Origin of the sequence: Streptomyces sp. NPDC102437, assembly GCF_044765565.1 — a bacterium.
Lineage (GTDB): Bacteria > Actinomycetota > Actinomycetes > Streptomycetales > Streptomycetaceae > Streptomyces.
Genome location: NZ_JBIWKI010000001.1, coordinates 267,491 through 280,724 on the forward strand (window position 1 = coordinate 267,491; position 13,234 = coordinate 280,724).

Sequence of the window (13,234 nt, forward strand, 5' to 3'; positions counted from 1 at the left end):
GCCGATCGGTACGGTCGCCCGGAGGGGTGGTGCGATGCGGCGGAGGTGGGGCGGGGCCCTCACCTCTTTGTCTATCGTCTATCGATTGCTGATGCTAAAGGGCTGCATCTCGCTTCTTCAAGGGTGCTGCGGCAATGCTCTGAGTTCCTTTCCCCGGCTCAGGTCGGCTCCGTCGGCGAGCACCGCACGGCGAAGAGACCTTTGGGCACCAGGGGTTCACTCCTGCCCGTCCAGCTCCAGCTCGATCACCGGGAGCAGCACGTCGGGCCGGGCGATCGGCAGGGTCAGGGTCAGGGTGCCCGCAGGCTGGTTCGGCGGCGTGAGGTTGTTGTGCTCGTGCCGTGTGCCGTCCATCTCCTGGAACCGGATCTCCGAACCGTCGTGCAGGAGCTGGGCGTAACGCACCCGCCCGGCCAGTCGGGGCAGATGGAGGTGTCTGAGCGGCCAGGCCGGCAGGTGCAGATACAGGCGGCGGCCGACCTGTGTGTACAGGGCGTTCGCCGGCGCCTCGAACGCGCTCGGCCCCGCGCCGTGCACGGAACGCGCGTGCAGCCGGGTCCACTCGCCGATGGCCCCGAGCGTGGTCCGGGCTCGCGGGTCCAGGGCGCCGCGGCCGGTGGGTCCGACGTTCAGGATGAGATTGCCGCCGCAGGCGACGGACTGCACCAGCATGCGGACCAGTAGCGCGGGGTCCTTGTAGTCGTGGTTGTCGCGGTCGTATCCCCACGAGCCGTTGAGGGTGTGGCAGGCCTCCCACATCACCCGCTCACCGCCGCGCTCCAGCGGTCGGTCGGGCTGGTACTGCTCGGGCGTCACGTAGTCGCCGGGGATGCCGAGCCGGTCGTTGACCAGGATGCCGGGCTGCAACTCCTTCACCAGGGAGAGGAGTTGCCTGGCACCCCACTCCTGCGGTCCCTTCTCCGGATATGTGAAGTCGAAGAAGAGCAGGTCGATCGGGCCGTAGGCGGTGAGGATCTCGCGGATCTGCCCCTCCATGTACGCGCGGTAGCGCGCCATGTCACGCGGCTCCCGCTCGGCCGCGGTGCCGCGCAGCGGGTGGTGCTCGTCGACCGTGAAGTCGGGGTGGTGCCAGTCGAGCAGCGAGTAGTACAGGCCGACGCGCAGGCCCTCGGCGCGCATCGCGTCGACGAACTCGCGCACCAGGTCCCGGCCCGTCGCGCGCACCGAGGTGTAGTCGGACAGTGCCGAGTCGAACAGGCAGAAACCGTCGTGGTGCTTGGCGGTCAGCACTGCGTACCGCATGCCCGACTCTCGTGCTGTACGGGCAAGTTGAGCGGCGTCGAAGAGATCGGGATCGAAGCGGTGCAGGTAACGGTCGTACGCCTGCTGCGACATGGCTTCCCGGCTGCGCACCCATTCGTGCCGGGCCGCCAGGCTGTACAGGCCGAAGTGGACGAACAGTCCGAAGCGGGCGGCCTCGAACCACCCGGTGGGATCAGGGGAGTCGGTGGAAGCACCGGTCACGGAAGGCTCCTGACGCATTGACATCACTAATCGATTGGCTGTTATCTACCATCGATAGGCGATGATGTCACTGGCGTTGTGCGCGACGAGCGCGCGGAGAGGCAAGTGCATGAACCCGACAGGGGATCAGGAAACGCCGTCGACGGGGGAGACCCGCGTCAGTGGGACGGAGGAGGGCCGTCGTTACGAATCGATGCGAGCGCCGGTCCACACCGCGGACTACGTGCGGCCCACCTCACAGATGGTGGAGGCCCTCAAGGGCGTGAGCGCGGCGACGGCCTGCGCGAAGCTGCACCAGATGGGCATCACCCGGACGTTCATCGACGGTCCCGTACCGCTGCACCGCGAACCGGACGTCAAGGTCACCGGCGGTGCCGTGACGCTGCAGTTCCTGCCGCAGCGCGAGGACGTCTTCAACGGCGCCGAGCAGGAGGACATCGAGCGCAAGACCGCGCTGTGGGGCGTCCTGGAGTCCATCCGGCCCGGCGACGTGCTCGTCGTCTCGGCCTACGGCAGCCACTTCACCGGCTGCCTCGGCGACATGCTCGTGCGCTACTTCAAGCTGCGTGGCGGTGCCGGGATCGTGGTGGACGGACGGGTGCGGGACGCGGCCCGGGTCCGGGCGCTCGGCGTGCCCATCTGGTGCACGGGCGTCACCCCGCACTACGCCTCGCAGACCGAACTGTTCCCGTCCGCGTTCAACGTGCCCGTCGGTGTCGGCGGCTCCCTGGTGACCCCCGGTGACCTGATCGTGGCCGACGAGGACGGCGCCGTCGTCGTGCCGCAGCGGAACGCGATCCCGCTCTCCGAGGATTCCCTGCTGCACCAGGACCGGGAGGAGTTCGCGCGCCGCCGCCTCGACGAGGGCGGACGGCTCTGCGACTACTACCCGCTCACCGGCGAGGGCCTGACCGAGTACCTGGCGAGCCGGCCCGCCACCTGAGCCGGGCGGGCGCACGGGGTGGCGCCCGGGGCCGGGGGACGGGGAGGCGACCGCGGCGCGGTGGTGCGGATGGCGCCAACGGCGTCGGCTTCGCCGCCCGAGTGCCCCGGCCCCGGCGCGTCCTCAGCCGCGTCCGGGCGCCGTGCTGTCCCGCACCACCAGCCGGGTGGGCACCAGCGTCGTTCCCCGCTCCTGACCGCCCTGCCGTACCTGGCGCAGGGCGCTCTCCACGCAGCGGCGGCCGACCTCGGCGAAGTCCTGGTGGACCGTGGTCAGCGGGGGCAGGAAGGAGCCCGACTCCGCAATGTCGTCGAAGCCGATGACCGAGACGTCCTGGGGAACCTTGCGGCCGCGCTCGTGCAGTGCGCGCAGCAGGCCCAGGGCCATCTGGTCGTTGGCGGCGAACACCGCGGTGCAGTCGGACCGGTCGGCCAGGTGGAGGCCCGCGCGGTAGCCCGACTCAGCCGACCAGTCGCCGCGCACCAGGGGCGGCGGCACTCGACCGGCCTCCTCGAGTGCTCTGCGCCAGGCGTCCGTCCGTCGTTGTGCCGCGTACGACGCCTCCGGTCCGGCGATGTGCCACACGGTGCGGTGCCCGAGGCCGAGCAGATGCTGCACGGCATCCCGGGTGCCGCCCGCCTGGTCCGTGTCGACGACCGCGTACCGGTCCCCGGCGTCCGAGTCCGCGACCACGATCTTCACGTGCGGCGGCAGCGACAGGGGCGCCGAATCGAGCAGATGGACCTCCATGATGACGATGACGGCGTCCACCGCCAGCTCGCCCAACCGGGAGAAGGCGCCGCGCACTTCGTCCTGGGTGGGGACCGCGACCGGCATCAGCGTGACCGAGTACCCCTCCTGCGCGGCCGATGTCGCGATGGCTTCCAGCGTGCGCATGTTGCCCGTCGTGGACAGGGTGAACGTGATCACGCCGATCGTGCGGAACTCGCCCCGCTTGAGCGCGCGGGCCGCACTGTTGGGCCGGTAGCCGAGCTCCTTCATCGCCGTGAGCACCCGTTGCCGCGTCTCCTCGTTGACGCCGGGGAAGCCGTTGGAGACGCGCGACACCGTCTGCGCGGAGACCCCCGCGACCCGGGCGACGTCCGCCATCGACGCGCTCTGCGCACGGCGCCGGCCGCCGGCCCCGCCTCGTGCCGCGGCGCTGTCGGTTGCTCCCACCGTCCCCCCTCACCCACTGCCCGGTTCGTATACCGGGAGACAGACTCTTGACCGTGATCAACGGGGCGGTGTAGACATGCCGCCACCCGATGTTTACGTAAACATATCAGCCGTCGGCTTCTTGCGCGCCGAAATGGTTACGCAAACATCGAGGTCACCACCCGCGAGGGATGTACGAGTGAGGGACGCAGGATGACGACGCTTCAACCGTCGGCGGCCACGGGGACCCGCCCGGCCGGACCACCGGTGCGACGGGCACGCCGCTCGTGGAGGGGATGGGGGTTCATCGGCCCCTTCGTCCTCGTCTTCGCGCTGGTCTTCCTGGCACCGCTCGGGTACTCGGTCTACTTGAGCCTCTTCCGGACCCAGCTCATCGGCGGCACCACCTTCGTGGGCTTCGACAACTACCGACAGGCCCTGCAGGACGGCCAGTTCTGGGAAGGGGCCGGGCGCGTCGGCCTGTTCCTCCTCCTTCAGGTGCCGATCATGCTGGGGCTCGCACTGCTGATCGCGCTCGCCCTCGACAGCGGCCGCCTCTACGGCAAGGACTTCTTCCGGATCGCCGTCTTCCTGCCGTACGCGGTGCCCGCCGTCGTCGCCTCCCTCATGTGGGGCTTCATCTATGGCACCCGCTTCGGCCTGGTCGGCGACATCAACGACGCGTTCGGCGTGAAGCTGCCCGACCCGCTCTCCTCCGACCTGATCCTGGCATCCATCGGCAACATCGTGACCTGGGAGTTCGTCGGCTACAACATGCTGATCTTCTTCGCCGCGCTGCGGGTGGTCCCGCACTCGCTGTACGAGGCGGCGGAGATCGACGGCGCGGGACAGTGGCGCGTCATCTCGGCGATCAAACTGCCGGCCATCCGCGGCGCGCTCGTCATCGCCACCATCTTCTCGATCATCGGCAGCTTCCAGCTCTTCAACGAGCCCGCCATCCTCCAGAAGCTGGCACCGAACGCGATCACCACCGACTACACCCCGAACTACTACACGTACTCGCTGTCCTTCTCCGGCCAGCAGCACAACTACTCCGCGACGGTCGCCATCGTCATGGGCGTGATCACCATGGTCGTCGCCTACGTCGTCCAGCTGCGCGGCATGCGCAAGGGAGCGTGACCCGATGACCGGCCCGACCGCCGCCGCCCCCCGCCCCGCCGCTCCGGCGAAGTCAGCCGCCCCGCGCCTTCGCGCTCCGCGCCGCCATACCCCCGGGCGTCCCGGGCGCAGTGTCCTGCTGACCCTGCTCACCGCAGTCGTCGTGCTCTACAGCCTCGTCCCGCTGCTGTGGCTGCTGATCAGCGCCACCAAGACACAAGGGGGACTGGCGCGCTCGTTCGGCCTCTGGTTCGACGGGGACTTCGCCCTGTGGGACAACATCGCCCAGACCTTCACCTACCAGGACGGCGTCTTCGGCCGCTGGCTCCTCAACACCCTGCTGTACGTGGTGGTGGGCGCGGGCGGTGCCACACTCCTCGCGGTGCTCGGTGGGTACGCGCTCGCCAAGTTCGTCTTCCCGGGCAAGCGGGCCGTGTTCGCGGTCGTCATCGGCGCGGTCGCGGTGCCGACCACTGCCCTCGCCGTCCCGACGTTCCTCATGTTCAGCAAGATCGGCCTGACCGACACTCCGTGGGCGGTCATCGTCCCGTCCCTGATCTCGCCGTTCGGCCTGTATCTGATGTGGGTGTTCGCCGCCGAGGCGATCCCCACCGAGCTGATGGAGGCCGCCCGCATCGACGGCGCGAGCGAGGTGCGCACATTCTTCCGGGTCGCGCTGCCGCTGCTGGCGCCCGGTACGGTCACCGTCCTGCTCTTCACCACGGTCGCGACGTGGAACAACTACTTCCTGCCGCTGATCATGCTGAAGGACCCCGACTGGTACCCGCTGACCGTCGGACTCGACGCATGGAACAAGCAGGCCTACGCGGCCGGCGGCGAGGTCGTGTTCAACCTGGTCATCACCGGCTCGCTGATCACCATCGTGCCGCTGATCGCAGCGTTCCTGATGCTCCAGAAGTACTGGCGGTCCGGTCTCGCCGCCGGAAGCGTCAAGGAGTAGACGCGGCCGGGAAGCCCAGCCTTCACGGTTCCCGAAAACCTTCTGTAGAAGCACGACGGCCCTCTGTAGAACCACGACGAAGTGGGAGCATCGCCATGCCCAAGAACCCCCGCCGCCTGCTGCGCGGCATCGGTCTCGTCTGCGCCCTCGCCCTCGGGATGACCGCCTGCGGCGGCTCCGACGACGAGGACTCCGCACAGAAGAAGGTCGGCGCGGCCGGCATCCAGGCCGCACTGAAGAAGGGCGGAACGGTAACCGTGTGGGCGTGGGAGCCCACCTTGAAGCAGGTCGTCGCCGACTTCGAGAAGAAGTACCCGAAGGTCGACGTCAAGCTGGTCAACGCGGGTACCAACAACGACCAGTACAAGGCCCTGCAGAACGCGATCTCGGCCAAGAAGGGCGTCCCCGACGTCGCGCAGATCGAGTACTACGCGCTCAGCCAGTACGCGCTCACGAAGTCGGTCACCGACCTCAAGCCGTACGGTGCCGAGAAGCTGGCCGACACGTACTCCCCGGGCCCGTGGAACGCGGTGCGGGCCCATGACGGCGTCTACGGCCTGCCGATGGACTCCGGGCCGATGGCGCTCTTCTACAACAAGAAGGTCTTCGACAAGTACGACATCGCCGTGCCGACGACATGGGACGAGTACGTCGAGGCGGCCCGCAAGCTGCACAAGGCGGACCCGAAGGCATACATCACCAGCGACCTCGGCGACGCGGGCCTGACCACCAGCCTTCTGTGGCAGGCCGGGGCGCACCCGTACAAGGTCGACGGCACCGAGGTCGGCATCGACTTCACCGACGAGGGCTCGAAGAAGTACACCGGGACCTGGCAGAAGCTCATCGACGAGAAGCTCCTCTCGCCGATCGCCGGATGGAGCGACGACTGGTACAAGGGCCTCGGTGACGGCACCATCGCCACACTGCCCACCGGTGCATGGATGCCCGCCAACTTCGCCTCCGGCGTGAAGGGCGCCTCCGGCGACTGGCGGGCCGCCCCGCTGCCGCAGTGGACCAAGGGCGCGACGGCCGGCGCGGAGAACGGCGGCAGCTCGCTCGCGCTGCCCGAGCTCGGTGGCAACAAGGAACTCGCGTACGCCTTCGTCGAGTACGCCAACTCCGGTGCGGGCGTGCAGACCCGCGTCGAGAACGGTGCGTTCCCCGCGACCACGAAGGACCTGAACTCCGAGGCGTTCCAGAACACCGAATTCCCGTACTTCGGCGGCCAGAAGGCCAACAAGGTCTTCGCCGAGTCCGCGAAGAACGTGCCCACCGACTGGAAGTACCTGCCGTACCAGGTGTACGCCAACTCGATCTTCAACGACACCGTGGGCAAGGCCTACATCTCCGGCACCAGGCTGGACCAGGGCCTGAAGGCCTGGCAGGACGCGTCCGTCGAGTACGGCACGGAGCAGGGATTCACCGTCGAGAAGTAGCCCCCGGAGCCCCCCGGGCTCCTGACCGCACCACAGCCACAGCCATCGTCATCTCCACCTGACCTCGGCCCCCGAAAGGACCTGCATGACCTCCCCCCGCACCACCCGCTTCCCCTACCCGGCGGGCGGCGACGGCAGCCGCCGCCTCGGCTACGGCGCCGACTACAACCCCGAGCAGTGGCCGCGGGAGGTGTGGGAGGAGGACATCCGGCTGATGCGCGAGGCCGGCGTGAACATCGTCTCCCTGGCGATCTTCTCCTGGGCCCGGCTCCAGCCCACCGCCGACACCTGGGATTTCGACTGGCTCGACGAGGTGATGGACCTGCTGCACGCGGGCGGCATCGGCGTCGACCTGGCCACCGCGACCGCCTCCCCGCCGCCGTGGCTCACCACCGCCCACCCGGAGATCCTGCCGGTGACCGCGACCGGCGAGACGCTCTGGCCGGGCGCACGCCAGCACTGGCGGCCCACCTCACAGATCTTCCGCACCCACGCGCTGGGCCTGGTACGGAAGCTGGCGACGCGCTACGCCGGACACCCGGCCCTGGTCGCCTGGCACGTCAACAACGAGCTGGGCTGCCACAACGTCTACGACTACTCCGACGACGCCGCTCATGCCTTCCGCGCCTGGCTGCGCCGCCGCTACACCGATCTCGACGCCCTCAACCATGCCTGGGGAACTGCCTTCTGGTCCCAGCGCTACAGCGACTGGGGCCAGATCCTGCCGCCCCGCCTCGCCGCCTCGCACCCCAATCCGACGCAGCAGCTCGACTTCAAGCGGTTCTCGTCGGACGCGCTCAAGGACCATCTCCTCGCGGAGCGCGAGGTGCTGCGGGAGCTGACCCCCGACGTGCCGGTGACCACCAACTTCATGGTGATGGGCGGCACCAAGGGCATGGACTACGCGGACTGGGCGGCCTCGGGCGCGATCGACTTCGTCGCCAACGACCACTACATCGTCCCCGGCCCGCAGGATCGCGACGAGCTCTCCTTCGCCGCCAATCTGACCAGCGGCATCGCAGGCCACCGCCCGTGGTTCCTGATGGAGCACTCCACCGGCGCCGTGAACTGGCAGCCCGTCAACCTGGCGAAGAGAACCGGTGAGCTGGCGCGGGACTCGCTGCTGCACGTGGCGCACGGCGCCGACGCCGTCTGCTTCTTCCAGTGGCGCCAGTCGGCGGCCGGAGCCGAGAAGTACCACTCGGCGATGGTGCCGCACGCCGGCCCCGACAGCGCGGTCTTCCGCTCCGTCTCGGAGTTGGGCCGCACCCTCGAAGCGATCGCACCGATCGCCGGAACCGAGCGCGAACCCGCCCGCGTGGCTCTCCTGTTCGACTGGGACTCGTGGTGGGCGAGCGAGCAGGACTCCCATCCCACATCGAGGCTCGACTACCACCGCGAGGCCCTCGACTGGTACTCCGCGCTGCTGCGGCTCGGCGTCCGCGCCGATGTGGTGCCCGCGCACCGTACCGATCTCTCCTCGTACGACGTGGTGATCGCACCCGTGCTGCACATGGTGTCCCGGCCCTTCGGCACGGAGTTGAACCGGTACGTGGAGGGCGGCGGACACCTCGTCACCACGTACTTCTCCGGCGTCGTCGACGAGAACGACCACATCTGGCTCGGCGGATATCCCGGTGCCCTGCGCGAGCTGCTCGGCATCCGCATCGAGGAGTTCGGGCCGCTGCTCGACGGGGACACCGTCGACCTCGACAACGCGACGACCGGCAGCGTGTGGACCGACCGGATCACTGTCACCGGGCCGGACACGGAGGTGCTCGCCCACTACCGCAGCGGGACGTACGCCTCCCGCCCGGCCGTCACACGCCGTACGGCAGGCGACGGGTCGGCCGCGTACGTCTCCACCCGTCTCGGCGTCGAAGGCCTCGCCTCGCTGCTGCCGGAGCTGCTCGCACCGGCCGGCGTGACCAGTGAACTCCCGGACGGAGCACGAGGAGTGGTCGAACTGGCGGTGCGCCGCGACGCGGGGAGCCGCTACCTCTTCCTGGTCAACCGCAGCGACGCGCCGGTGCCGCTGCCCGGTGTGACCGGTGAGCTGCTCGTCGGCCCCGCGTCGGAGGGTGGCCTCGTGCTGCCGCCCCGGGAGGTAGCCGTACTCCGGCAACCCGCCCCCTGAAAGATTTGGGTCCGGAGTGAACAGCGAGGACGAATCGAGGGCAGCAGCGTCGGAAGCGGGCCCCATGGCGTGGACCCCGTGGGGCCCACGCCAGGGGGTTTGTCAGGACGCGGACTTGGGGGAGAAGCGCAGCCGCGTGGCCGCCAGCGCGCCGAGGGCCAGCAGGACGATGGATACCCACAGGCCGGACAGGCGGTTGCCGGTGGCGTCCTCGGCGTAGCCCATGATGTAGGGGCCGACGAAGCCGCCGGTGATACCGATGGTGTTGAGCAGCGCCAGGCCGCCCGCGAGGGTCTTGCCCGAGAAGCGGGTGGCGGGGAAGTTGAACAGCAGGGGCTGGACCACGAAGAACGCCAGGCCGGTGAAGCAGAAGCCGAGCAGGGCGATCACTGGACCGGCGACGGCGGCGACGACGAGGCCGGTGAACGTCATCAGCAGGCCGACCACCACGAAGTTGCGGGAGCGCCGGGGCGTGGTCGCGCGGGGCGGCACCAGTACGGCGCCGACGGCCGCGGTGAGCCAGGGCAGTCCGGTCAGCAGGCCGATGGTGAACGGCGAGAGATCGCCCCAGCCGCCGATGACGCCGGGCAGGAAGTAGACGACGGAGTACAGGGCGACCTGGTGGGTCCAGTTGGCGAAGATGGCCAGCAGCATCTGCTTGTCGCGCAGTACCGTCAGCAGCGAGCCGGAACCGGAGTCGTTGCCGGCCGCCTGGGCGCCCTCGGTCTGCTCGCGGGTGACCGCGTCCTGGACCAGCCCGGCCTCGTCCGCAGTCAGCCAGGGCGCCTCGGCCGGGCCGTCGGGCAGGAAGCGGAAGATGGCGAACGCCAGGAAGAGGCAGGGGACGCCCTCGATGACGAACATCCACTGCCAGCCGTGCCAGCCGCCGATCCCGTCCATCTCCATCAGCAGCCCGCCGATCGGGTTTCCGACGACGCTGGCGATGGAGGCGCAGAGCAGGAGCAGCCCGATGGCCCTGCCGCGGATCTCGGAGCGGAACCAGTAGGTGAAGTAGAGCAGGATGCCCGGCAGCAGCCCGGCCTCGGCGGCACCGAGCAGCAGCCGCATGGCGTAGAAGGACTTCTCGCCCTGCACGAAGGCCATGCAGGCGGAGATGACGCCCCAGGTCACCATGATCCGGGTGATCCACCAGCGGGCGCCCACCCGGTACATGATCAGGTTGCTGGGCACCTCGGAGATCGCGTAGGTGAGGAAGAAGAGCCCGGCGCCCAGCCCGTAGGCCGCGGCGGAGATGCCCAGGTCGACCTCCAGACGTTCCTTGGCCAGCCCGATGTTGGTCCTGTCCAGGAACGACATGATGTAGGCGGCCAGCAGCGGCATCAGCCGCCGCAGGTTGCGCTGGTCCAGCTCGCCGAGCGCATCGCGCGGGGTTTCGTGTGGTGTGGCCGCACTGTTCGTGCGGGAACCGCGGATCAAAGACATCGGTGTCCTCTTGGTGTGCTGTGACAGCCGTCGGATGCGGACGACAGGACTTGACGACAGGGCTTGGGGCGGGGCCGGGGGGGGGGGGGGGGGGGCGCGGCCCGCCCCCCCCCCCCCCCCCCCCCCCCCCCCCCCCCCCCCGCCGGGGTGGGTTCAGACGACGAGCCGGACCGGGTTCTGGACGGCCTCCGTGAAGGCCGTGAGCCAGCGCGCCGCCACAGCGCCGTCCACCGGACGGTGGTCCACGGACAGGACCACACCCAGCACCTTCGCCGCGGTGACCGCACCGTCGCGGACCACCGCCTCGTCGCGTGCGGCGCCGATGGCCAGGATCGCGGCCTGCGGCGGGTTGATGATGGCGGCGAACTCCTCGACCCCGTACATGCCGAGGTTCGACACGGTGATCGAGCCGCCTTCGAAGTCGGCGGGGCGCAGTGCCCCGGAGCGCGCCTGCTCCGCGAACGCACGGGTCCGCGTGGCGATCGCCGACACCGACAGGTTCTCGATCCCGCGCAGCACCGGCGTCACCAGGCCCGTGTCGGTGGCGATGGCGACCGAGACGTCGACGGAACGGAACCGGCGGACGGCTTCCGGCTGCCACACCGCGTTCATCTCGGGCACCTGGGTGTGTGCCGTGGCGACGGCCTTGATCAGCAGGTCGTTGACCGAGACCTTGACCGGGCTGACGGCGTTGATCCGCTGCCGCAGGGCGAGCAGCTCGTCCACGGCGCAGGTCGCCCGGAGACAGAAGTGCGGGGTCTGCTGCTTGCTCTCCGTCAGGCGCCTGGCGATGGCCCGGCGCATCCGGGTGTGCGGGATGTCCTCGTAGTCGCCGGTGCCGGCCGGCGCGGCGGGCGCGCCGGGTGCGGCGGGCTGCGGCACGGGGGCGGCAGCCAGGGGGGCCGGAGTCGCGGGCGGCTGAGTCGCCTGCGTCCGCCGCGCCGCGACAGCCGCCTCGACGTCACGCCGGACGACGCGTCCGCCGGGCCCGGTGCCGCTGAGGGTCTCGATGCCGAGGCCCGCCTCCCGGGCCAGCCTGCGCGCCAGCGGACTGCTGAAGATCCGCCCGCCGCGATCCGGCCCACCGGACGCCGGCGGCGCCGCGGGCCGCGCCACAGGCTCTTCCGGTACGTCGCGGCGCACCGCCTGCCGGGCCTCGCCTCGCGCGGCGACGCCGACACCGAGCTCCGCCAGCAGTGCGTCGAGGTCACCGGCCTGCTCGCCGACGGCGCCGAGCACGGCGATCGGGTCAGCGACAGCGTCTTCTACCTCACCCGCGCCGTACTGCCCCACCTCAACGAGGGCGGCAGCATCGTCAATCTGACCTCCATGGCCGGTCACCGCGGCAGCGTCCGGCACGCGCACTACGCGGCGACGAAGGGCGCGCTGCTCGCCTTCTCCCGCAGCCTCGCCTGGGAACTCGGCTCCAGGGCACGGATCAACATGGTCTCGCCCGGCATCATCGAGACCCCCATGACCCGCGACTACGTCGCCGACCGCGGCGACACCGCTCTCGCCACCACCCCGCTGGGCCGCCTGGGCAGGCCGGAGGAAGTGGCCTCCGTCGTCACCTTCCTCTGCTCGCCCGCGGCGAGCTTCGTACAGGGCGAGGTCATCCATGTGAACGGCGGCATGCACATGATCTGAGCAGGAAGAAGAACACCGATGAGGAGAGCGGCAGTGCGAGTGGGAACGGAACGGAACAGGACATGACGACCGAAGCGGCGATCTACCCGGACCTGAGCGGCGGCTCCGTATGCGTCACCGGCGCCGCCCGCGGCCTGGGACTCGCGATGGCCGACGCCTTCGCGCACGCCGGATGCCATGTGCTGCTGCTCGACATCGACGGCGACGAACTGGACCGGGTGCGCCCCGCGATGGAGGCGCGCCACCCCGGCCAGGTGATCGCGACGGCCACCGCTCCGGTCAGCGACCAGGACGCCGTGACGGCGGCGCTGACCGACTTCACCGCCCGGACGGGAGAGCTGTCCGTCATGGTCGCCAACGCCGGAGTGTCCGCCAACGCGCCGTCCCTCGATCTCGAACTCGACCGCTGGAACACTGCGTTGGACGTCAACCTCACCGGGGTCTTCGTCTGCGCACGTGCCGCCGCCCGCATCATGCGCGAGGGCGACGGGGGCGTCATCCTGACCACCTCGTCGATGTACGGAGTGACGGCCGGGCCCGAGCGCGCGGCGTACTGCGCGACCAAGGCGGCCGTCGCCTCCCTCACCAAGGTCCTGGCCGTCGAGTGGGCCCCGTTCGGCCTCCGGGTCAACGCGCTCGCACCGGGGTACGTCGAGACCGACCTGCTGACCAGGCTCTCCGACGCCGGCCGCCTGGACACCGGGGCGCTGCGCCGCCGCACCCCGCGCGGCCGCCTCGGCAGCCCCGAGGACATCGCACATCTCGCCCTGTTCCTGTCCTCCGGGGTGTCCGCGAACATCACGGGGCAGGTGATGGTCAGCGACGGCGGCTGGACGGCCGACGGCTACGCGGTGGCACCGGCCCGATCGGAGGCAGGGCGGCGCCGATGCGGCCGACTGATCTAA

The 13,234-nt window shown here is 70.0% G+C and carries 11 protein-coding genes; 7 read left to right on the top strand and 4 right to left on the bottom strand.

Going from position 1 to position 13,234, the window contains the following annotated elements; genetic code table 11:
- Positions 1-216: 216 nt before the first annotated feature.
- A complete protein-coding gene (locus ACIRJP_RS01205; RefSeq protein WP_404166913.1) occupies positions 217-1,509 on the bottom strand; it encodes an alpha-L-fucosidase in 1,293 nt (430 codons plus the stop codon).
- Positions 1,510-1,594: 85 nt separating this feature from the next.
- Here ACIRJP_RS01205 and ACIRJP_RS01210 point away from each other — a divergent pair, with 85 nt between their 5' ends.
- Positions 1,595-2,428: a ribonuclease activity regulator RraA gene (locus tag ACIRJP_RS01210; RefSeq protein WP_404166914.1), complete on the top strand. Its 834-nt coding sequence runs from the start codon at positions 1,595-1,597 to the stop codon at positions 2,426-2,428.
- Positions 2,429-2,551: 123 nt separating this feature from the next.
- Here ACIRJP_RS01210 and ACIRJP_RS01215 read toward each other — a convergent pair whose 3' ends face one another.
- Positions 2,552-3,538, bottom strand: a complete 987-nt coding sequence (locus ACIRJP_RS01215) for a LacI family DNA-binding transcriptional regulator (protein WP_404167619.1) — start codon at positions 3,536-3,538, stop codon at positions 2,552-2,554.
- Between the two features lie 261 nt (positions 3,539-3,799).
- On the opposite strand from ACIRJP_RS01215, the gene ACIRJP_RS01220 reads away from it, so the two are divergent.
- The 4 genes from ACIRJP_RS01220 to ACIRJP_RS01235 all read left to right on the top strand — a co-directional run bounded on the left by ACIRJP_RS01220 (position 3,800) and on the right by ACIRJP_RS01235 (position 9,239).
- Positions 3,800-4,726: a carbohydrate ABC transporter permease gene (locus ACIRJP_RS01220; RefSeq protein ID WP_404166916.1), complete on the top strand. Its 927-nt coding sequence runs from the start codon at positions 3,800-3,802 to the stop codon at positions 4,724-4,726.
- A 4-nt stretch (positions 4,727-4,730) separates the two neighbouring features.
- Positions 4,731-5,666, top strand: coding sequence for a carbohydrate ABC transporter permease (locus ACIRJP_RS01225; protein WP_404166917.1), 936 nt, complete (start codon positions 4,731-4,733; stop codon positions 5,664-5,666).
- Positions 5,667-5,761: 95 nt separating this feature from the next.
- Positions 5,762-7,102, top strand: coding sequence for an ABC transporter substrate-binding protein (locus tag ACIRJP_RS01230; RefSeq protein ID WP_404166919.1), 1,341 nt, complete (start codon positions 5,762-5,764; stop codon positions 7,100-7,102).
- 85 nt (positions 7,103-7,187) lie between these two features.
- Positions 7,188-9,239, top strand: coding sequence for a beta-galactosidase (locus ACIRJP_RS01235; RefSeq protein ID WP_404166920.1), 2,052 nt, complete (start codon positions 7,188-7,190; stop codon positions 9,237-9,239).
- A 102-nt stretch (positions 9,240-9,341) separates the two neighbouring features.
- Here ACIRJP_RS01235 and ACIRJP_RS01240 read toward each other — a convergent pair whose 3' ends face one another.
- Positions 9,342-10,682 (bottom strand): MFS transporter, encoded by a 1,341-nt coding sequence (locus ACIRJP_RS01240; protein WP_404166922.1) that lies wholly within the window; start codon positions 10,680-10,682, stop codon positions 9,342-9,344.
- Positions 10,683-10,835: 153 nt separating this feature from the next.
- The gene (locus ACIRJP_RS01245; protein ID WP_404166923.1) at positions 10,836-12,023 is read right to left on the bottom strand and encodes a 2-oxo acid dehydrogenase subunit E2; all 1,188 of its coding nucleotides are present in this window, start codon (positions 12,021-12,023) and stop codon (positions 10,836-10,838) included.
- On the opposite strand from ACIRJP_RS01245, the gene ACIRJP_RS01250 reads away from it, so the two are divergent.
- Together ACIRJP_RS01250 and ACIRJP_RS01255 are read left to right on the top strand one after the other, a co-directional pair.
- Positions 11,994-12,329: an SDR family oxidoreductase gene (locus ACIRJP_RS01250; protein WP_404167621.1), complete on the top strand. Its 336-nt coding sequence runs from the start codon at positions 11,994-11,996 to the stop codon at positions 12,327-12,329. The two genes, ACIRJP_RS01245 and ACIRJP_RS01250, sit on opposite strands and share 30 nt — an antisense overlap.
- A gap of 62 nt (positions 12,330-12,391) precedes the next feature.
- Positions 12,392-13,234 (top strand): SDR family NAD(P)-dependent oxidoreductase, encoded by an 843-nt coding sequence (locus ACIRJP_RS01255; RefSeq protein WP_404166924.1) that lies wholly within the window; start codon positions 12,392-12,394, stop codon positions 13,232-13,234.